The sequence below is a fragment of the Dyadobacter sp. CY327 genome, assembly GCF_021390415.1.
In the GTDB taxonomy this organism is placed as follows: domain Bacteria; phylum Bacteroidota; class Bacteroidia; order Cytophagales; family Spirosomataceae; genus Dyadobacter; species Dyadobacter chenhuakuii.
On sequence record NZ_JAJUXJ010000001.1, the window covers coordinates 475,380 to 497,775 of the forward strand.

14 protein-coding genes are annotated in these 22,396 nt (G+C 46.9%); 5 read left to right on the plus strand and 9 right to left on the minus strand.

The window, feature by feature from the left end:
- Positions 1–33 precede the first annotated feature (33 nt).
- The 4 genes from LZG74_RS02065 to LZG74_RS02080 form a co-directional block, all read right to left on the minus strand.
- Entirely contained in the window at positions 34–4,188 is a 4,155-nt protein-coding gene (locus tag LZG74_RS02065) for a T9SS type A sorting domain-containing protein (RefSeq protein ID WP_233794987.1), read from the minus strand.
- Positions 4,189–4,267: 79 nt separating this feature from the next.
- Positions 4,268–7,324, minus strand: a complete 3,057-nt coding sequence (locus LZG74_RS02070; RefSeq protein ID WP_233794988.1) for a glycoside hydrolase family 3 N-terminal domain-containing protein — start codon at positions 7,322–7,324, stop codon at positions 4,268–4,270.
- Between the two features lie 189 nt (positions 7,325–7,513).
- On the minus strand, positions 7,514–8,221 hold the full coding sequence (locus LZG74_RS02075; RefSeq protein ID WP_233794989.1) for an ATP-binding cassette domain-containing protein: 708 nt from the start codon (positions 8,219–8,221) through the stop codon (positions 7,514–7,516).
- A gap of 78 nt (positions 8,222–8,299) precedes the next feature.
- Positions 8,300–9,415 carry an acyltransferase family protein gene (locus tag LZG74_RS02080; protein ID WP_233794990.1) on the minus strand — a complete coding sequence of 372 codons (1,116 nt, stop codon included), beginning with the start codon at positions 9,413–9,415 and terminating at the stop codon, positions 8,300–8,302.
- Positions 9,416–9,635: 220 nt separating this feature from the next.
- Here LZG74_RS02080 and LZG74_RS02085 point away from each other — a divergent pair, with 220 nt between their 5' ends.
- A complete protein-coding gene (locus LZG74_RS02085) occupies positions 9,636–10,046 on the plus strand; it encodes a hypothetical protein (protein ID WP_233794991.1) in 411 nt (136 codons plus the stop codon).
- Between the two features lie 102 nt (positions 10,047–10,148).
- Here LZG74_RS02085 and LZG74_RS02090 read toward each other — a convergent pair whose 3' ends face one another.
- The 4 genes from LZG74_RS02090 to LZG74_RS02105 form a co-directional block, all read right to left on the minus strand.
- On the minus strand, positions 10,149–11,816 hold the full coding sequence (locus LZG74_RS02090) for a NuoM family protein (protein WP_233794992.1): 1,668 nt from the start codon (positions 11,814–11,816) through the stop codon (positions 10,149–10,151).
- A gap of 37 nt (positions 11,817–11,853) precedes the next feature.
- Complete coding sequence (nuoL, locus tag LZG74_RS02095) at positions 11,854–13,812, minus strand: NADH-quinone oxidoreductase subunit L (RefSeq protein ID WP_233794993.1); 1,959 nt, start codon at positions 13,810–13,812, stop codon at positions 11,854–11,856.
- Positions 13,813–13,873: 61 nt separating this feature from the next.
- A complete protein-coding gene (locus tag LZG74_RS02100; protein WP_233794994.1) occupies positions 13,874–15,085 on the minus strand; it encodes a serine hydrolase in 1,212 nt (403 codons plus the stop codon).
- A gap of 99 nt (positions 15,086–15,184) precedes the next feature.
- Positions 15,185–16,321: a T9SS type A sorting domain-containing protein gene (locus tag LZG74_RS02105; protein WP_233794995.1), complete on the minus strand. Its 1,137-nt coding sequence runs from the start codon at positions 16,319–16,321 to the stop codon at positions 15,185–15,187.
- Between the two features lie 359 nt (positions 16,322–16,680).
- On the opposite strand from LZG74_RS02105, the gene LZG74_RS02110 reads away from it, so the two are divergent.
- Together LZG74_RS02110 and LZG74_RS02115 are read left to right on the plus strand one after the other, a co-directional pair.
- Positions 16,681–18,009, plus strand: a complete 1,329-nt coding sequence (locus LZG74_RS02110) for a hypothetical protein (RefSeq protein ID WP_233794996.1) — start codon at positions 16,681–16,683, stop codon at positions 18,007–18,009.
- 118 nt (positions 18,010–18,127) lie between these two features.
- Complete coding sequence (locus tag LZG74_RS02115) at positions 18,128–19,153, plus strand: T9SS type A sorting domain-containing protein (protein ID WP_233794997.1); 1,026 nt, start codon at positions 18,128–18,130, stop codon at positions 19,151–19,153.
- Between the two features lie 151 nt (positions 19,154–19,304).
- Here the strand turns inward: LZG74_RS02115 and asnS are convergent, their stop codons facing one another.
- A complete protein-coding gene (gene asnS / locus LZG74_RS02120) occupies positions 19,305–20,741 on the minus strand; it encodes an asparagine--tRNA ligase (RefSeq protein WP_233794998.1) in 1,437 nt (478 codons plus the stop codon).
- Positions 20,742–20,934: 193 nt separating this feature from the next.
- Between asnS and LZG74_RS02125 the strand changes: the two genes are divergently transcribed.
- Positions 20,935–21,573 (plus strand): hypothetical protein, encoded by a 639-nt coding sequence (locus LZG74_RS02125; RefSeq protein ID WP_233794999.1) that lies wholly within the window; start codon positions 20,935–20,937, stop codon positions 21,571–21,573.
- Positions 21,574–21,592: 19 nt separating this feature from the next.
- Complete coding sequence (locus tag LZG74_RS02130; protein ID WP_233795000.1) at positions 21,593–22,372, plus strand: enoyl-CoA hydratase/isomerase family protein; 780 nt, start codon at positions 21,593–21,595, stop codon at positions 22,370–22,372.
- Positions 22,373–22,396: the final 24 nt, after the last annotated feature.

The window sequence follows — 22,396 nt, forward strand, 5'->3', positions numbered from 1 at the left end:
TAAATGTCCCGTTTGTAGCTTCTTGTGTCCTAATTATGGCTTCATAACGCGCCAAACGGTGCTCTTGTTTCCGTTCGTAACCCTCAGCAGGTAAAGTCCGGAAGGGTAGGAGGAGAAGTCTACGTCTGTTACTTTCTGGTTGATGTTTTTCACTGCGCGGGAGCGGCCGGTAAGGTCAATAACCTCTGCGCGGGCTTCTCTTGGCGCAATAATGCCGTCAATTTCCACGGTGCATTGTGTTGTCACAAGCGTTGGATAAACCTTCACCCAATCAGCAGATGCAGGCGGCTCAACGCCCAGGATCGGGTCAACCTGGACTCTTGCGCTGCCAGCCCCTTTGCCGGTTCCACAGCCATTGGTCACCTTCGAAATAGTATAAATGGTCGTAGCTTTTGGCGCTAGTTTGAATGTATAGGGAGTCACGGATGCAGTGATCAGCGAGTCTTTTGTGCCATTGCTTAATGTAAACGTCCACGGTGCTTTTCCTGTGGTTTCAATTTTCATATCCGCTTTATCGCCCATCAGGATCGTTTGGGTGCCGGTAATTGTAGCAACCGGGAGCGGACTTGCCGTAATGGTGATCGCGCTTACGCTGCCTTTAACGGTAAAGTCGGGGTTTTTGCCAGAGCTCACTACGCGAACGTAATAGCTTCCTGCCAGCGTCGTATCCGGGAATGTGGCAGTGATAATATTGGACGAGGCAACGGATGGAATGCTGATAAATTTGGCATCTGTATTCTCCGTAGCGATCTGTACTTTAAACGTGTTTTCGGAAGGGAAATCGCCTGACTGCTGGAATGGAACACTGAACGTTTTTCCTGCACAAGCTTCTGCCACCGACGGATTCCCTGAATTAATGGTAGGGACTTTTACCGTTACCAATGCGCTGCCAATTGGTAAACCTTTACCACAAGCGTTGGCAACTTCGGTTAGCAAATAAGTCGTAGTCGTGACCGGCTTAACCATAATCTCGTGGTTAATCTGATCAGTTGTGTCGGTTTTGCCGTCTGAAAGTGCATACATCCATGGGCCATCGCCTGTAAATTTGACCCTGATCGTAGCGGTTTGTCCCAGATCAATTGTAGTGTTGCCGGAGATCGTTGCCGATGGCAATGCTTTGATATGAATCTTGATCTCTTCTTTCGGGCTTTCGCAGCCGTTTGTGCCGGTTTGTGTTACATAGAAAGAATAATCCTGTACTTTTTCTGTAAACGGCGTAAACGGAACGCCTTGAAAATCAGTATCATTTGAATTGCGATACCATTTCAGGATGGAGCCCGTTGCATCCAGTCTTGGAGCCACTTCATTCTGGCAGTAAGCCAGTTGCGTGGTAGTTTGTGGTTTTGGTGTTGTATTGATTTTCACATCAATTTTCGCACGGTCGCTGATGCAGCCTTCCAGGGATTGGCCAACAAAATAAGAGGTTGTACCGCCTTCTGCCGTAGAAGGGATCGGAGCCGCATCGCTGGCGTCGCCGCCTGTTGCATTGGTTCCGTACCATTTCAAAATTCCATCTTTTACAGGCGTAGCAGTTAGCGGCTGCGCGACAACAAACTGGCAGATTTCAACGGTTTGGTTGGCGATTGTTGGTAGGCCTGGAAGTGGTTTTACGCGGATTTTCTGGGCAATTCTTGGTGATGGACTTTCACAACCTTTTGCTGAAACCTGAGTGGCATAAAATGTCGTTTCGCCGGCATTTTTAAGGTTTACAGAAGGAGCCGTTTTAGAAGCAGTTCCACCCGTCAGGGCAGTATACCAATTCACTGTATTTCCGTTGGATGGTTGCGGTTCAAGCGTATAGGTTTTGTCTGAACGCTCCTGGCATACCGCTACTGAAATGGTCGGCAAAGCAGCTGGCAGCGCATTGGTAACAACTTTCAGTTCTGCACGGGGACTTTCGCACGAAAGGCCTGCACTTGCAACGGTCTGGCTTACGAAGTAAGAAACTGTTCCCACCGTGGTAGTCGATGGTTTTGGAGCCGCTGCCAATGGATTCCCGCCTGTTTCAGCAGCATACCATTTTATTACGCCAGTGCCTGTGGCCGTCAATGCTACTGCGGTCGTTACGTCTTTGCAGTATTCAACGGTTTCAACAGTTGGTTTGTTTGGTAGAGCCCTAACCTCAAAACTTACAGCTGCCCTTTCACTTTCACAAGTTTTAACAGTTTGTGTAACATAATATGTCTTGGTTCCGGCAGTTGAAGTTGTCGGCGTAGGAACGGTCGTTGAACCAACGCCACCCGTTGCACTTTCATACCATTTTAAACCCGTTTTCTGAGCAACAGCGCTTGATAATAGGGATGATGGAACTGTGGTGTTCATACAAACCGGGTCAATTGCGGATACTGTCGGCTTAGCAGGAGGAGAACATGCTTTTACGATAACTGTGATGCTGGCTCTTTCGCTTTCGCATCCACCAACTGTCTGAGTAACAAAATAAACGCTTGTTCCAACAGTAGCGGTCGAGGGCTTAGGGGCCGAAGCTAATGGGGATCCACCGTTAGCAAGTGCGTACCACTTTAAGTTCGTTCCTGTTGCAGTGAGTACTTCTTCGGGGTCTCCAACTGTGTAAGTTTTATCTAAAACTACTGGCTTTGGAGGTGGTGTACAAGCACTTACGGTTACGACAATCTCGGCGCGTTCACTTTCGCAGCCGCCAACAGTCTGACTTACAAAGTAGCTTGTTTTTCCGGCTGTTTTGGTAGATGGTTTTGGAGCGGAAGCCAGTGGTGAACCGCTAGATGCGGCTGTATACCATTTTAAAGCGGTTCCTGTTGCAGTCAAAACTTCCTCCGGATCGCCAATCGTGTATGTTTTGTTAGCAACTGCTGGCTTCGCTGGTGGTGTGCAAGCACTTACTGTCACAACAATCTCGGCTCTCTCACTTTCGCAGCCGCCAACAGTTTGACTTACGAAATAACTCGTTGTTCCGGCAGTTTTAGTAGATGGTTTCGGTGCGGAAGCCAATGGTGAACCGCCTGATGCAGCTGTATACCATTTCAAAGCCGTTCCTGTTGCAGTCAAAACTTCCTCCGGATCGCCAATTGTGTATGTTTTGTTAGCAACTCCTGGCTTTGTAGGTGGCGTACAAGCACTTACTGTCACAACAATCTCGGCTCTTTCACTTTCGCAGCCACCAACAGTTTGACTTACGAAATAACTTGTTGTTCCGGCAGTTTTGGTAGATGGTTTCGGTGCGGAAGCCAATGGTGAACCGCCAGATGCGGCTGTATACCATTTTAAAGCGGTTCCTGTTGCAGTCAAAACCTCCTCAGGATCGCCTATTGTGTATGATTTATTAGCAACTCCTGGCTTCGCTGGTGGCGTACAAGCACTTACCGTAACTACAATTTCGGCACGCTCACTTTCGCATTCGTTGAAAGTTTGACTTACGAAATAACTGGTTTTTCCGGCTGTGGCGGTAGAAGGTTTTGGGGCAGAAGCCAAAGGTGAACCGCCTGTTGCCGCGGCATACCATTTCAGACCAGTTCCAGTGGCGGTGAGCGCTTCTTCCGGATCTCCGATAGTGAAATTTCTATCGGTCACAACTGGCTTAGCAGGCGGTGTACATGCCGTTTTTGTAACATTAACAACGATTTGGGCCCGGTCGCTTTCGCAGCCGCTTACGGTTTGGCTTACGAAATAGTTTTGGGTTCCTTCGGCTTTGGTATCGGGGACGGGGATGGTTGCTGATCCGGCGGCGCTGGTTACGGTGTCGTACCATTTCAGGCCTGTGCCGGTTGCGATTAATGCTACGGATTTGTCGCCCACTTCGTAAGCCACGGGTGATGTTACGGTTGGCTTTGCCGGAATCGCATTTATTTTGATTGAAGCGCTTTCAGAAGTTGCTATGGCTGGCACCAGTGATACGAAACCTATGACGCGTATTTTATATCCGTCACCACTAGCGGTTCCGTTTGGAATGGTTACCGAAATCGGGGAAGTAGCGGACGAGCCCAGATCTGTGGGCGCGGCAAACGAGCCGGAAGCGTCAGATAATTGAGCGGTGTAATTTGTCGGAGCTAAAAGAATGTCTTTTGCAGTAAACTTGACCGAAACGCTTCCGCCGGCACAGACCTCAACTGGGTCTACAGCATCCGTTTTGATTGTCTGGCCAAATGAATTTGCTACGCATAAAACCGCAGCCAGAATTGTAAAAATACTCTTTTTAATAAATGTTCTGTTCATGTATCTGTCTTAATATCTTTCCGCTAACCTGTTTGTCTGGTAAAGTTAGAGATATTTTTCAAATACACTTTCGACTCGATTAAGGAAGCTCGCTTTTCCTTTCAATAAGTGAACTATAGACTACATCTTGGATTTTCCGACGCGTGCGCTGCGTAGTAATAGCTGTGTTTTCAGGGTCCGGATTCACGCGGTTGGAAAGAAAAATAAATACCAGATCTTCTTCCGGATCGATCCAGACCATAGTTCCCGTAAAGCCCGTATGACCGAATGAATTCACAGACGCCTGTGGAGATACGTAAGAACTGTTTCCATCATTCGGTGCTTTGTCCCAGCCCAGGCCGCGGTGGTGGGATTCGTCATAAACCCTCGAAAAGAGCGGAACGGTCGCATTCTCGAAATATCTGCGTCCCGCATAATTTCCTTTCCAAAGGTTCATCTGGAACAAAATAGCAAGGTCGCGCGCCGTGCCGAAAAGTCCCGCATGTCCCGCAACGCCGCCCACAATGGCCGACATCTGGTCGTGCACAGTTCCCTGCAAAAGCTGGTTACGAAAACGGTAATCCTGCTCGGTAGGCGCAATTTGTTTTTCAGAAAAACGGCGCAGCGGATTGAAACCCAGATAAGCCAGGCCCAACGGTTCATAAATGTTGGCCGAAACAAAAATGTCGAGCGGCTGACCGGTCACTTTTTCAACGATCTTCTGCAATGTAAGGAAGCCAAGATCGCTGTACAGATAACCGTAACTTCCCGACCTGTCTTTGCGATTGTTCATCGGCGATTCCACCACCCATTTCCAAACCGAATCACGCATTGCGCCTTTGGCAAAAAGCTTTGGGGCAACTTGCAGATAATAGGATGTGTCCGCTTTGGAACTATAATATTCGGGAAGCAGGCCGCCTGCACTGGTTTTGGTCCTGTCCCAAAGCGGCGGATAAAACGAAACCAGGCCCGATCTGTGCAAAAGCAAATCCCTGACCGTGAAATTCTGCTTGTTGGTGCCCATCAATTCAGGCAAATAAGTGGATGCTTTTTGGTCCAGATCGATTTGTTTGCGGTCGTAAAGCAGCATAACAGCCTGCAATGTGGCCGACACTTTGGTCAGTGAGGCAAGGTCGTAAATGGTCTCCGAAGTCACACGGTCTGGTGTGCGGTAACTTAGGGCGCCGAATTGTTTGTCATAAATGATCTTTCCTTTTCTTGACACCAAAACCTCACACCCCGGAAAAACATGGTCATTCACGGCCGCTGTTGCCAGCTCATCGATCCGTTTCAGCGAACTGCCGTCCATACCCACGCTTTCAGGCGTTCCGAAGGCGATCCGGTTGATGGTAGTCGTGGTAACGCCGCTTCCCGCTTTGTATGAAAGTACAGAAACAGGAAGGCGGCCTTGTGATTTTAAGGCGCCGAAAATGATTTGCGGCACAATTTCCTGCTGATCCTTCCCATCCTGGCTTGCGCAGATCAGCGCATCGGTTTCAGGGAAAAACTGAATGCTGTAAGGCGTGCCGAACAAGCACAGGATCACTTTTTTGTTTTGTAATTTCAATTGATTTACAAAATCCACCATCCCCGTCGTAACGCCGTAATTGCTTTTGGGATTAGACGTTATGCCGTGCACATCTACGATTACTGTGTTATAATTAGACAAATAGCCAATCATTTCAGCGATCTGCGCCTGTGAAGTCGGTCCTTCGTAGAATGTGTAGGAACGCATCGGTTTGTAAGTCGAAAGCATTTTCTGGAACGCCACGCTGCTTCCATCCCCGATGCTTACAGAAGCCATTTTATCATCCATTACCGAGCCGATCGGCAGCAGATCATTGTTATTTTTAACAACCGTCACCGACGCCTCGCAAAGTTCGCGATAGAGTTCTTTGCTCTTTTCGGTGTTCAGGTCAGCGTAAAGATTATTGGTGTCAATGGGCTTGTACTGGCTCAATCCTGACCAGTATTTGGCCTGCAAAATGCGTTTTACCTTATCATCAATGATCTTTTCGCTGATCCTTTTGGAATCAATGGCGTCTTTAATCTTGGCAACGGTTTCGGCAATGCTTTCTGGATAAAGGAGAATGTCGTTTCCGGCGATCAATGCTTTTAGATTCACTTCTGCTGCCTTTCCGGTTTTCAAAACGCCTCGCATGTTCATGGCGTCCGTAAAAACCAACCCGCGGAAGCCCAGATCCTTGCGCAAAAGACCGGTAACCACTTTGTCAGACAGTGAGCTGGCCAGATTTGGGGTGCTGTCCAATGCCGGAATGAACAAATGACCATTCAAAACGCCCATCAGACTGTCGGCGATCATCGCGCGGTAAGGATAGAGATCCGTTTCGGTAAGCTGGTCTATGGAATGCGTGAGAACGGGCAACGTAAAATGTGAATCCGCATCCGTATCGCCGTGGCCGGGGAAATGCTTGGCAGTGGCAATGATCTTGTTATGCTGCAAACCTTTCATATAAGCGATCGCCTTGCGCGTCACATTATCGCGGTCCTCGCCAAAGGAACGAATGCCGATCACAGGGTTGCCCGGATTGCTGTTAATGTCCGAAACGGGCGCAAAGTTGATCTGTATACCCAAACGGCTGCATTGACGGGCAATGTCGCTCCCCATTCTGTAAACGAGTGCGTCGTCCTGGATCGAGCCAAGCACCATTTGTTTTGGAAAAGAAATCGTGCTGTCGAGGCGCATACCCAGGCCCCATTCACCGTCGATGCCGATAAATAACGGAATGTTGGAATGCGATTGATAGCGGTTTGTGAGCTGCGCTTGTCCTACCGGGCCGCCCTGGAAGAAGATCAGTCCACCGATATGGAAGTCGCTGATCAGCCTGTCAATGTATTTATAATGTGATTCGTCGCGATTCGAGAATGTGGCCACCATGAGAAGCTGGCCGATTTTCTGTTCAATCGTCAAAGAGTTTAATGTGCTGTCAACCCACTCGTTTTCAGGCAGAACGAGCACCGGGTCAAGCCTTTTCCTGGCTTTTTTCGCAGGTTGCTTCACAGTTTCCGGCAATGCGGTAACGGGTTCTGTAAAAACGCGTATGCGCTTCCAGGCAACGGAAACCATTGAGGTTAAAATGACCAGAACGACCACACTTACAACTAAACGAAACCGGCTTAACAACCAATTTTTCATACTCCGAACTACTGATTTTAAAGAGGGAATGTTAGGTTACCTGAATTTTGCACTGCTCAATTGAATTTATCAAAGGTTACAATTATAACAAATTGCGGTCGGAATAAATCCGAAAAAAAGTTGTTTTAATGCAATTCTAATATTTAATGCGTGCGGATTCTGACTTTCGATTTCACGTCAAAGCAAACATCACCGCGTCAGGCTCCTGAAAATTTCTTCGAGCGAATCGCCCGTTTTTCGAAGCTCATCTAATGTGCTGTCGCTCACCACTTTTCCCTTATTAATAATGATCACGCGATCACATAATGCTTCAACTTCCTGCATAATGTGGGTTGAAAAAAGCACCGTTTTGTCCTTCCCGGCATTACGGATCACTTCGCGAATTTCCTGTATCTGATTGGGATCCAGGCCCGTAGTCGGTTCGTCGAGGATCAGCACGGATGGATTATGCAAAAATGACTGCGCAAGTCCCACACGTTGCCGGTAACCTTTGGAAAGCTGCCCGATCTTCTTGCGCTTCTCTGCTTCGAGGCCGCACAAGGCAATGACCTCGTCTACCCGCGTCCGCAATTCGGCGGACTTCATGCCATACAATTTTCCTGAAAATAGCAGGAACTCGCTCACATACATATCAAGGTAAAGCGGGTTGTGCTCTGGCAAATATCCTATTGTCCTGCGCGCTGGCATTGGCTCCTCAGACACGTCATAATCAGACACTTTCGCCGATCCTTCCGAAGCTTTCAGGTAGCCCGTCAATATCTTCATCGTCGTCGATTTCCCCGCCCCGTTCGGTCCCAGGAACCCCACGATCTCTCCTTTCTTCAAACTAAAAGATATCCCATCAATCGCACGCTGCGTCCCGTAGAGTTTGGTTAGGTTGGTGACTTGGATGGACATTTTTTAATGTTGAATGAGTGAATGAGTGAATGACTGAATGTGATTTTATTCAGTCATTCACTCATTCAAAATTAATTCCTATACCTTCAAAAATAGCTTATTCCGGAACAAAAGATACATAAATGCCCATTGAACCATGATATAAGCGATGACTTCTCCTACGGCTTCGATGGTGTGGGGGAAGTAACTGAGTATGCCGCCAAAAAGTGCCTGGGCTGTGTAATTGAAGTTGATAAAGCTTCCTACCATGTAAATCACGATCGAATTCATCCCGATGACGACAAAGAACAATGTCCATTTACGGTAATTCAGCACGTCCACGATCCAGTAAAACAAGGCCAGCAGCAATGTACTGAACCCGCCGGCACAAAGCACGAACGAACTCGTCCACAGATTCTTGTTAATCGGGAAAAAGTAATCCCAAACGACGCATACGAGCAGGCTGATAATGCCCGCAAAAACCAGGTAAATGACTTTCGTGTTTTTTGAAATAATTTCTTCACTTGTCCGCAAAAGCTCACCCGCAAAAATCCCCATTAACCCAGTCGCAATGGCGGGAATGGTAGAAACCAGGCCCTCAGGATCGTGTATCGTCAAGTGCAACCGTCCCGGAATGATCATTTTATCAATGTAGCTGGCCGGATTGCATTCAATAGTGAGCAAGCCGGCGCCGCAGCCCGGGACCGGATAAAATTTCATAAACAGATAGTAACCGATCAAAATAGCTGCGAACCAGATCCAGCGCGTCCTTTTTTCGGTGTATAAATAAATGATCTGAGCAAACATTCCCGCAAGCCCGATCCGCGCCAGGACGCTTGGGTACCGCATGTTTTCCCATTCGGTTTGGAATAAACCATTGTTGTAAATGACGCCCAGTAAAGCCAGTGTCAGTCCGCGCTGAACAACTTTTTTGATCAGTTCGGAAGGCGGGACGCCTTTTTCCAGCCGGCTGCCCAGAGAAAATGGGGCGGAAACGCCAGCCATGAAAAGAAATGTTGGAAAGATCAGGTCATAGGCGCGGAAACCGTTCCAGTCGGGGTGGGTGAATTGATGCGCCATAAAAATCGCCCAGGACCAGCCGGTTACTTTTGCGAGCACTGCGAAGATTTCTTCGCCTCCTGAGATCCAAAACATGTCAAAACCACGCAATGTATCCAGGGATAACAACCTCTGCGGCGCAGGACTATCTTTCATTTGATAAAGAAGGGTAAGGAGAAATAAAATTTGGTAAAAAGGGCATAGTTTGGAATAAAATGTACTGGTACTTACTGTAAAGATTGCAAAAAATACTATTTATACTTTCGGGCAAAACTACATTTATTTGAAAATACATATAAGTCTTGTGCAGGATTATATATCAAAGCTCCGGCCTTGCGTTATAAGCATCAATATTTTCAACCCATTCATTCACCCCATGAAAAAAATATTAATGCTGGGCCTTGTGGCCGTAACGCTGTTTTTCACCGGCTGTGCCACTTCCAACACCGGAAATAACAACGATAACGACGAAGATTACCGCAGTGAAGAACCCGTTACCAACAGCAAACTCAACAACCGTCGCCTCGAAAAGAACCTCGACCGCTTCGCCGAAGAGCTCAATCTCAGCAAACGCCAGCAAAAACAATTAAAGAAAATCGACCGCCGCTACGCCCGCATGGACCGCAAACTGTCCAGAAACGACGAAGCCAAACGCCGCGATCACAAACGCCTAGCCGAAGAAAAAAGACAAGAAATCATAGAAGTCCTCACCCCCGAGCAACAGCAAACATTGCAGGCTTTGGCCAAGAAGGGGAGGTTCAGCTTGGATCAGATTTTCGGGAAATAATACTCAAATCCTTAATTATTATGGTTTTTGGGGATTTGAATCCGTAATTATTATAGTTTTTAGGGATTTGAATCCCAAAATATTATGGTTTTAAGGATTTGGTTATCGCAACCCCTCCAGCCAGGCCTCAACCGTAGGACCGGTCATATCGAACAAGATTCCGGGCAAAAGGCCCAAAAGAATAGTCAATAAAACCAGGGGAAGCAGCATCGCTGTTTCCCTTTTTGTTAGGTCGGAGAGGACGTGGAGGCTGCCGTTTTTGTACCAGAATGCGCCGAAGAACATGCGCTGGTAGGTCCAAAGGAAATAGGCGGCGGCCAATACAATGCCTAATGTGGATAATGCGGGGATCCAGACGGGCAATGCTTCGGACTGGAAGGCGCCCATCAAGGTGAAAAGTTCTCCTACAAAACCTGAGAACCCGGGAAGCCCCAATGATGCGAAAAACGCGATGCCGGTGATAATGGTGTATTGCGGCATGACGGCGATGAGGCCGCGGTAATGGTCGATGCGGCGGTCGTGGGTGCGGTCGTAAACCACGCCGGTAAGTATAAAGAGCATCGCGGAAAGAACGCCGTGACTGACCATCTGGTAAATGGCGCCATTAATGCCTTCGGCCGTGAATGCGGCAATGCCGAGCAATACAAATCCCATGTGAGAGACCGAGGAATAGGCGATCATTTTCTTCAAATCGGTTTGTCCTAACGCATTGAATCCACCGTAAATGATGGAAATCATGCCCAATGTGGCCAACGGAACGGCACTATACTGTGCCTCGAACGGGAAGAATCCATCCACGATCCGGATAAAACCGTAACCGCCGATTTTCAAAAGAATCCCAGCCAGCACGACCGAAATAGGCGTTGGCGCTTCCACGTGAGCATCGGGCAGCCAGGTGTGGACGGGAACGACAGGCAATTTCACCGCAAATCCAATGAACAGGAACCAGAATGCGAGCAGACGCAACGGAATGTTGCCGATCAGATATTCGGAAGCGGTGCTGAGCAGTGAGCCGGGAATGTAGTTGTTGGGATCGGCGAGATAGGCGAACCGGAAAGTGTGGACAAGCTGCTCAGGCGCGATTTTGCCGTCGATAAGCCATTGCTGCACCTGTAAAATAAGGTCGGGATGAATGGGATCTTCCAGGCCTAAAATGCCCACGACTCTGGCCGTTTCCAGCGGATCGATCACCGACAAGTACAGCGCGATCATTACAATCAGAATGAGTAATGAGCCGAAGAATGTGTAAATAAAGAATTTCAATGCAGCATATTCACGCCTCGGACCGCCCCATAAGCCAATGAGAAAATACATGGGCAGCAGCATGAATTCGAAAAACAGGTAAAAAAGGAAGAAGTCCTGCGCCAGAAAACAGCCGATTACGCTGCCTGTGAGTAATAAATACAATGCAAAATATGCCCTTGATTTTTGAATAACATTCCACGAACTGATCACCCCTACAAAAAGCACGATCACGGCCAGCAGCACAAGCGGAAAGCTGATGCCGTCCACGGCAAGCGCATAATCAATCGAAACCACACCCAATGCGCCGATCGGCAAGGTGATCCAGTCGGTAACTTCGCTGAGCTGGTGACCGGGATTTTGATTGTCAAAAGAAATATATAACAGCACCGAAATGATGACTTCCAAAGCCAGCGCAATCGATGCGATGATCCGGAAGTTTTCGGGTTTTTTGGCCGGCCATACAGCCACAGCGGCTGCGCCCAGCAATGGAATGGCAATTAGTAATGTCAGTATATGATCAATCATTCAGCATTAAGTTAAAAATCATGGCCGGTGCGTTGCTTTACAGGATTACCAGCCACAATATCAATAAAAACACGCCCATGGCAGTCACAATGAAATAAGACTGGATCTTGCCATTTTGTAAATTACGGACTGCCTGCCCGCCGGATTTAATCGAAAAGACCAGCAGATTCACCCCGCCATCCACAAAAAACCGATCGAACCAGCCGATGAGGTGACCCAGGACAACGCTTACTTTGGCGAGCCGGTCAACAAACGAGTCGATGACGCGCTTTTCGAATATTTTCAAATATTTGGTAATGAATGCAAACGGAATGATGAAATATTGGGTGTTGGAATAGTCCCTTAGCCAAACTAGTTTTTGCAGCGCATTCGGAGCATTAACAGCATTTACCGTATTGATACTGAATGGGTTTTCTGATTTAATTTCTCTGTAAGCCAAGAAAATGGAAACGAAAGTTGTCAAACTGGCCACAATCGGAACCCAGACTAAATGCGCTTCTGAGTGTTGTCCTATGAATGATAAAAACCAGCCAGCCGCGTCAAAAGGATTCCAGGAGAACCAGATGAAAACGGATAGAATTGCCAAAACCGCCATCGGAAGCCACATAATGGCTGGCGATTCATGCGGGTGAATGCGTATGGCATCAAATCTGTTTTGACCAAAAAACACCAGCCAGATCTGCCTTGTCATATAATATGCTGTCAGGCCCGCGGAAAGGATCACAACAATGGGGAAAATATAAAACAGTGCGCCCAATTCTCCTGCCCACAAAAAACCTTCGGTAATGATCGCGTCTTTGGATAAAAAACCTGAAAAAAACGGCAAACCGGCCAATGCTGCGGCACATACCGAAAAACAAATGAATGTAACCGGTAATGCTTTGCTCAAGCCGCCCATTGTGCGCATATCCTGCAAATCAAAATCAGAACCAAGGTCGGCCGGTGTTACGGCGTGAATGACTGAACCGGCTGAAAGGAATAATCCAGCTTTGAAAAATGCATGCGTGGCCAGATGGAACAGGGCAGTTTGCCAGCTCCCGAAACCCACTGCAATGACCATTAATCCAAGTTGTGACATCGTGGAATAAGCCAAAACGCGCTTGATATCCCAAACCTGAGTGGCCTTAACAGCCCCGATAAGCATGGTTATGGTGCCAATGATCGTGATAACCAGCTTTGCATCGAATGTGAGCAGGAAAGAAATTCTTGCCAATAAAAAAATCCCCGCAGCAACCATTGTGGCCGCGTGGATAAGAGCGGAAACAGGCGTAGGACCTTCCATTGCATCCGGTAGCCAGCCCGAAAGCGGAAATTGCGCCGATTTTCCCATGCAGCCGCCGAAAAGGCAAAGGCCGATGGCGGTCAGGATTCCAGGGTTTAGCGAGTCAATTTTCAGGGAGAGCACCTCAAAGTCGGTAGAACCAATATAGTAAAACAGCATTAAAATGCCCGTCAGGAATGCTGCGTCACCGATCCGGTTGAGCACAAACGCCTTTTGCGCAGCCCAAACGGCCCTGGGTTTGAAATACCAAAAACCAATGAGCAGATAAGAAGAAAGCCCCACCAATTCCCAGAAAATGTACATCACCAGCAAACTGCCCGAAAGCACAATGCCGATCATGGAAAACAGAAAGAGCTGAATGAATGCGAAATAGCGATGTAAATTATTGTCACCGTGGAGGTAAGCCGTGGAATATAGCTGCACAAGCAATGCGACAAAGTGCACGATCACGAGCATTATGCAGGTTAATGCATCAAAACGGAATGGAATGTCAATGGAAGTGCTGCCAATTGTGAGCCAGTGAAAACTGACGACGTGTAATGATTGCGGATCTGCGTATAAAAAACTGATTATCAGTCCGGCAGCGGTTATGCATGCTCCCGCGAAACCTGCTGCTTTATTAAAACTTTTTCCAGCTAGCCAGAGCAAAAGAAAACCCAAAAATGGCAATCCCAACAGCAGACAAGCAGGTAAAAAGTATGCAGAATCGGGCATAGATGCGGGAATTCGTTTGTTTCGGCAAATATCCTGAATTCGCGGCCGAATTCAAACAATGCTAGATGTCTTTCTCAATCTCCTCAACTTTGCCTGGTCCGTGGATCACTTCGAGCAGTTCTTTGAGGTCGTAAGTGGAGCGGTTGTAGGAGTTACCAAGCACAATAATCACCGCCTCGTCTTCCGGGCAAACCCACAGCATGGTGTTATAACCTTTCCACCAGCCGCCATGGTAAATGAAGCGCGGTGTGTTGTCCTCTTTCGTATGCATACGGAAGCCATAACCATAATTCCGGATGCCGGCGCGCTCGAAACTGCGAGGTTTGAATGCTTCGTCAAGGAGTTTTTTGTCTAATAATAAGCCTTGGGTCAGCCCATTATAAAATCTATAAATGTCACCCGTTGTGGAATACAGCCCTTTATCCCCGACCACATCGTCGTAATAATCCTTTTCCAGTTTGCGCCCGAACTGGTGTCCATCCGTCCTGAATTGCACAGCCGCACTGGAGGTGTCGGTTACCAGGAATGTGTTCATCATGCCGAGGGGCGCAAAAATCTGGTCGTACAGATAAGTGCCGAAATTTTCGCCTGATACTTTTTCAACAATGGCGGCCAGCACGCAGTAATTTGTGTTGCAATAATTAAATGATCTTCCCGGGCGGTTGTAAGGCGTAGGAGTAGGGACGACTTTGGCATACCAGTCCATAATATCCAGATTATCAGGATACTTTTTGCCATGGCGCACGCTATCATCAAAAGAATAAATGTAATTGGGAAGTCCGCTGCGGTGGCTTAGAAGCATATCCACTTTCACGCCGTGATAAGGGAAATCAGGAAAAAACCGCTGCACCGAATCATCCAGGCTAACACGTCCTTCCTGCACAAGTTTAAGGACGGCAATGGCCGTAAATGGCTTCGAAAGCGAGGCAAGCTGAAACCTCGAATCGCTGGTCAATGTATCCTTCTTTTTTAGATGGGCAAAACCAAAGGAATCCTGATAAAGCACTTTCCCTTTCTGAACAATGAGCACATTACCATTGAATCCAGCCCTTTTTTTACGCCTGAAAATATCTTCAATTTTGGCAATTTTTGCCGCCGTGGCTGCATCCGGATTTTTTACAGGAACAGGGTCCAGTTTGGAGACCATCTTGCCATCGACCAAAATTTCTTCCGGTCCCGACTTCTTTTTCCGCACCAATCCCCAAGAAATGACGAGGATAACCAGGACAGCTAATGCCGCCCACCACACTTTCGGCTGCACTTTTTTCAACATAGGCTTCAAGCCATTTATTTTCATCAGAACGTCGCTTTCCTAACGATGAATCGCAGGCAATTTTTATACTTAAGCAACACAAATTAAGCGCACAATATTTTACGGAACTAATACTTTCGCATGTTCTTTAATGCCATTTTTTTGATAACATAATAAATACAAACCCGGCGAAAGTGCCTGAGCCGGAATTAAATCAACGGATCCCGGCGTATTAAATTCATGTTTGGTGACTATACGTAAACCAGCGAAACTGGTGAGTTCTAATGATTCCGGATCTATGTTTTGCCCAAAAACGCAGATTTTCAAAGCAGAGGCCGGGTTAGGAGCAACATAAAAGGAGGCGGTTTCTGATTGAACATTAACATCCGCCTGAGCCGAAAACACAATGCTGCCATCCGTGTCCGTCATGCAAAGCCTGTAATAGTTGGTTCCGGCGGCAGGCATTTCATCCAAAAATTCGTAACGCGTCCTGCCCTGCGTCTCGCCACTTGCAGCCAGCCGTGCGATTTCTGTGAATGTGTTAAAGTCGTTGCTGCGCTCGATGCGGAATTCCTTGCTGTTCTTTTCCCGGGTTGTTTCCCAGGAAAGTAGCGCTTTGCCTTCTTTTACGGTTGCTCTAAAAAATGTGAGATAAACCGGCAGGATAATTGCCAGCACATCTCCGTTCACAATGATCTCATCGAACCATAATGTGCCGTAAATGCTCGTTGGGCCGTAACTGTAAACGCGGAAGGTAAATATGTTCTCCGAAAGGTTATTAAACCCCGCTGGGACCGTAAATGTGTAGAATTGGCTCGGATTAACCAATGTAGACGCCGTAAGGTCGGAGGAGAAGCCATCCATGCTCGTTCGAATCTTGAATTGTTTTGGACCGTCGGGCGAGCGCCTTAACCTCAGGGAAATGCTGTTAATATTGTATTTAAATGATTTGGCAATAAATGCAAACTCCATATAGCGGCCAGCCGAGAAGGAATTAGGCCAGGGCCGCACTACATAAGCCGCTACCATCGCGCCGCCAAGCCCGTAACCGCCATTGAGCGCATTGGTGTTCCCGCCACCCGCCAGCACGGCATCAATAGGCACGAAGTTGGCATGGTTGGAAACGCCGCTCTGGGTATTATCCATCGACCATTTGATTTTGAATGCTTCCTGGGCAGAGCCGTTTGAAACAAAAAACAGCATCATTGACCAGGTCAAAATGATGCTGTTTCGAAAAGAATTGAAGTCCGTTTTCAAGTGCGTGAAATTTAAGATTTACAGTATTTACTTTATTGATACGGTAAATCTTGAAAAGGTCACGCGGGGGCAGAGATTTTTTCGATGTGAATTTAAAAGCCTGTCAAAAAATTGTAGTTGCAATTACTGCAAATACCTCCCCAATAATCAAGAACAAATTGCTTTCGACGCTGAAAGACAAGTAAATATAATAGGAATACCGTTGGTTCACTCAGACTAACCCTTCATTCATTACATCATCCAAAGTCTAATTCGCCACTCCAAATTACAACCCGTAATCCGGATTGCTCGGACCTAGCTGAAACAATGAACACAAACAATTTTTAAGATGCTTATGAACATTTAAACACTATAATATTATGAAAAAGATTTTTCTATCAGCTATCGCTATTTATCTTCTTGCATTAGGAGATTCCAATGCCCAGCTTCTACAGGATTCTCATGGGGATCCCTGCGCAAACTGCGTTCCTTCCGGATGGACAATATCAGCATACCAACCTAGCATTTCTAATATCAAGTACTTGGGGGGAAACACTTCGGCAGGCACTACCTGGAATCCCGCTATCTTACCTCCACCAACTTTTGATGCTTGTCTTGACCCTTTGGCAAATGGGTTTCTTACAATTATGGCTAACTACTTGGGCACCGCGGTGGCTCAAACAACAATCAGTAATCTGACACCCGGGCGGAAGTATAAAATACACTACAATGTGATCTCATTAAGAGTCGGCAATCTAGGCTTTGGTACGCAAGCGAAGCTAGGTCTTGTCTCTGGAGGTTCGGGAATAAACGTAACCAAGTTTCAACCAGGCGGTGGGCCAGGATTTAGTAATGTCAGCACTTGGATTCCCCAGGTTCTGGAGTTTACAGCAACAGGAACCAGTGCAGTCGTAGCCTTTTCGGGAGAAGGCGGACAACTGACGGGTTACCTGGGCCTGGATATCGGACAAAGTGCAATTAACGCATGTGACGCCGGTTTATCCCAAGTAGCGTTAATACAACCCATTAATAAGGGAACGAATAAGTGTCCTCAGGCCACTGTCAATCTGAATGATTTTGTTGTTGCTGGTACTCCGCCATGTCCGTCATGTGTTGTGGTTTGGCAGCAATCCCAGTATCATAGCGAACCTCTAAATTTAACTGATGCGCATATTGCTGCTGCGGGGGATGGGCAGTATTTTGCTTTTTGGTATGATAAGCACAATTCGTGCTTTAATACGGACCTCTCTACCTCATTGGTTACCGTTCAAATAAGCGATTGCCCCGACCTGAGTCCTTCTCTGGATATCAATGCAATAGTTGTTACTGAGGCAAGCAAGGATTTTGTGGTTAACCTTTTTGAAAACAGTGGCGTACCTACTTCTGGAACTGTCACATTTCGTATAAACAAAGTTGGAGGATTTAAAATAACTTATCCAACTGTGAGTGGTGTCTCTGATGTATTTCAAGGAGGTACACCTAACCAAAATAGTAACTGGACATTTTCAGAAAGTGCCAGTTATATCACCGCGTCTTCCACAACACCCATTCCTGCAAAAGGAAAAGCGGTTGTTGGTTTCAAGATAAAGCCAAATGAAGAAGTCACACCCGGTACTGGCCAGAACATAAAAGCAACACTTATTGGTAAGACAGGTGGTGATAAAGATTCGCGCAACAACGCGGTAGTAACCTCTATTTCCACAAATTAAGGCCTGTCTATAAAAAGATCCACTTCATATGTTAATTCATTGAATAACAATGGGTTAATGTGTAGGTCAATGTAGTAATATTCAATTTTTAGGTCTATCCTTTAATTCAAAATGAACAATGAAAATCAAAACACTTTTACTTGGTAGTCTAATAGCCTCTTGCACCTGCATTTTCAATTTTGCACATGCACAGGATATCGGCATAAATATTACGCCTTTACAATCATCAATTCTCAACTACGAGACAGGCGCAATTGACGTGACGATATGCAATGATGATCCGGATCCGATAACTGCTCCTGCTAATAGAATACGACCACTAATAAGCTTTTCAGAGAATCTAACAATTACTGAGGTCGTAAATACTGATGGAACTCCCGTAAGCGATTTTACAATCCTCTCACTGGAGAATATTCCGGGCAGCCATTCGGTTCGTTTACTGTACAACCCTACCCTTGAAAATGCAACTTGTATTAGTTTTCATATTCGGTTTACTGGAAATAAGGTCGGTAACGGGATTATAGTGGCAAACCTTGGTTTTGCAGATCCAGGCCAAACTCCGGGAAACGACACTGGTAATGACAATAGCACAACAACCACACCTGTCGAGGTAAACCTCCCGGTAACGCTAAAAGAATTCAATGCTTCAAGCGAAGGGAAAACTGCATCATTGACCTGGGCCACAACCGAAGAAACCAACAGCGACCGCTTCGATGTGCAGCGTAGTTTTGATGGAAAAGAATGGAAAACAATTCAGACAGTGGCTGCAACGGGTGAAAGTAAAGCGCAGGTCGACTATGCTGCGGTTGATAATGATCCACTAGAGGGTGATAACTTTTATCGTTTGCATATGATTGACAAAGATGGAACAAGCGCTTATAGCCGGATTCGTAATGTTAAGTTTGAGGGTGTTGCTACCTACACGTACCCTAATCCTGTTTCGGAGGAATTGACAATTCAAGCTGCTGATTGGAGCAAGATTTCGAAAGTGAAGATTGTCGGTTCTGATGGAAAAGAAGTTTATCGTTCAGCTGGTAAGCCCTCGTCAAAAGTGAATGTGAAGGGTATGCCGAAGGGAGTTTATGTGGTACAATTGACAAACACGAATGGGTCGGAAACCACCTATAAAATCGTGGTTAATTAATAATTTTAAACAGTAACCTATCCTCGAACATCGGCCAAACTCAATAGCGTTAGCTACAAAATTGAGTTTGGCCGAATAGTTATCTGATCTTACCCCCTCCTTACTTTCATCGTCTTTATAGGATAGATTACCAAAAACCTTCAAAATATTATTAAAACTCTGCGCTCTTCGGGTAACGCGGGAATGGGATCACATCCCTAATGTTGCTCATGCCCGTCACAAACAGCACCAGACGCTCGAATCCAAGTCCGAAACCGGAGTGCGGTGCGGTTCCGAATTTACGTGTTTCGAGATACCACCACAGGTTTTCAGGATCAATGCCCACTTCTTTCACGCGACCCAGCAGTTTATCGTAATCCTCTTCACGCTGACTTCCGCCGATGATTTCGCCGATGCCCGGGAATAAAACGTCCATCGCACGCACCGTTTTTCCATCCTCGTCCAGTTTCATGTAGAACGACTTGATTTCCTTCGGATAGTTGGTAAGAATAACGGGTTTTTTGAAGTGTTTTTCCACCAAATAACGCTCGTGCTCGCTGGAAAGGTCGATTCCCCAGCCGACTGGATATTGGAATTTTTTTTCTTTATGTGGTTTTGATTTTAATAAAATCTCAATGGCCTCTGTGTAAGTAAGGCGCTCGAAAGGATTATCCACCACGAAACTTAGTTTTTCAAGCAGCGGGATCGAGCGCTCGTTTTGCGGCTTGTTCTTATCTTCTTCTGCAAGCCTGTTTTGCAAGAAATTCAGATCGTCCTTGCAATGGATCAATGCATAAGTGATCACTTTTTTTACGAAATCCTCCGCCAGGTTCATATTATCTTCCAGCTCGAAAAACGCCATTTCAGGCTCAATCATCCAAAATTCGGCCAAATGGCGAGTCGTATTGGAATTCTCAGCACGGAATGTTGGCCCGAATGTATAAATTTTGGAAAGCGCCATCGCACCCAGCTCGCCTTCAAGCTGGCCCGAAACCGTCAGGTTGGCCTCTCTTCCGAAGAAATCCTCCTTAAAATTGATTGCTCCTTCTTCGGTTCTTGGCAACTTATTGAGATCCAATGTCGTAACCCGGAACATTTCACCTGCACCTTCCGCATCCGAAGCCGTAATAACGGGCGTGTGCAGATAGAAAAATCCACCATCATTGAAATACTGATGCACCGCAAAAGCCAATGCATGGCGAATGCGCAGGATTGCGCTGAAAGTGTTGGTACGAGGGCGCAAATGCGCTATTTCGCGTAAAAATTCGAGTGAATGCTTTTTAGGCTGCAATGGAAAAGACTCCGGATCAGCCGTCCCGTAAACCAGAATGTCGTCGATCTTCACCTCGACAGCCTGACCAGAACCTTGTGATTCAACAAGTTGACCAGTGATTTTAAGGCAAGAACCGGTGGTAACCGTGCTCAGCAGTTCAGCAGAAAACTGGCCGGGCTCAGCCACGGCCTGAATATTATGAATGGTGGAACCGTCATTCAACGCAATGAAAATCGCGTTTTTGCTCTCACGTTTTGTCCTGACCCATCCTTTTACTGTAACGGACTGGTTTTCAGGAGAAGTCTGTAAAATGTCTTTAATCTGCAGCGGTCCCATTTTCTTTTTGGTTCAATCTTATATTTACTGAATGCTTGTGAATCCGGCTTTCCGAATGAGGCGCAAAATTACAAATTACCCTACGAAAACCTATTCCGCGCGCCTAACTTACTTTTCTGCGGGAACTGACTCTTGTGCAGACTGGTTTTCAGCGTAATTTTGTCAGTTACATCCGGATTAAAGACACTCTGCCTTGAATAATCGAATCGCACTCATATTATCTGTAGTATTTCACCCGCTGATCCTCACTACTTATTTGTTCGCCCTCTTGTTTATCATTACCCCTGATCTGGTCGGCGTGAGTGCTTTTGAGCTGCCGGCATTGGGTAGCTTGCTGTTGCTTTTGTTCCTGAACACCTTCATTGCGCCTGCATTGGTCGTTTATTATTTCCAAAAAATGGGCATTATCAGCACCATGCACGTCGATGACCTCGCAGAGCGCAGGCTGCCGTATCTGGCCTGCATCATTATCTATGGCATTGCCACTTATCTTTTCGGCTGGAAATTGCAACCCATCGCCGAACTCGCCCCGCAAATTGCGATCATTCTTGGTGCGGCCACGATTTCGTTGCTTATTGTTACTGTTGTTAGTCTGTTTTGGAAAATCAGCGCCCACGCAACCGGCATAGGCGGTTCCCTGGGCATGCTTACCGGCCTGCTCATCCGCCACGACGAAGCGCAACTGCTTATTCCACTGATATGCACAGTCCTGATCGCCGGCTGGCTGCTCAGTGCGAGGCTGCATTTGAATGCACACACACCCGCTCAGATTCTGGTCGGCGTTATTTGCGGTGTTTTTGTGAGTAGCCTCACCGTCTATTTTTTCTTTTGACAAAAAACACTTCACAGCCATGTACCAGCACATTATTTTCGAAAACGCACATGGCATCGCCAGGATCACGCTGAACCGGCCGCAGGTTTACCATGCATTAAGCCCTGCATTGATCAACGAAATTACCATTGCCGTTAAAGCAGCCGAAAGCGATGAATCCGTTCGCGTCATCATCATCACCGGCGAGGGCGACAAGGCATTTTGTTCCGGCGCAGATTTGAAAGAAACCGCAGGCTCAGGGCAGGGTGCCGATGAGATTTTGCGGGAATATTACAACCCTATGATCCAGGCCATCCGCAACATTCCAAAGCCCGTGATTTGCAGACTCAACGGTCTGGCAGTAGGAGCGGGGTGCTCGCTCGCGCTGGCCTGCGACGTCGTCATCGCGCGTGAAGACACTTATTTAAGCTTATTATTTGTGCAAATCGGCCTCATACCCGACGCCGGCGCCACATTCTTCCTGCCTCGATTGGTCGGCGCCGCACGCGCTTTCGACATCGCATCCACCGGCAGAAAAGTCTACGCCCCGGAAGCCGCCAGCATCGGCCTCATCAGCAGATGCGTGCCGGCAGACGAGCTTGACGCAGAAATCGAGAGGACCGCTGCTTACTACCGCAATGCACCCACGCAAGCCATCGGCGCCATGAAGCTCGTCATGAACGAATCTTTTCATTCCAATCTGGCTCAAATGCAGCAACACGAGCTCGAAAACCAGGAAGGATTATTCAAAACCCACGATGCCCAGGAAGGAATTTCTTCATTTTTGCAAAAGAAAAAGCCTGATTTTCAGGGTAAATAAAATTCTGCAAAATTTTTTTCAGCA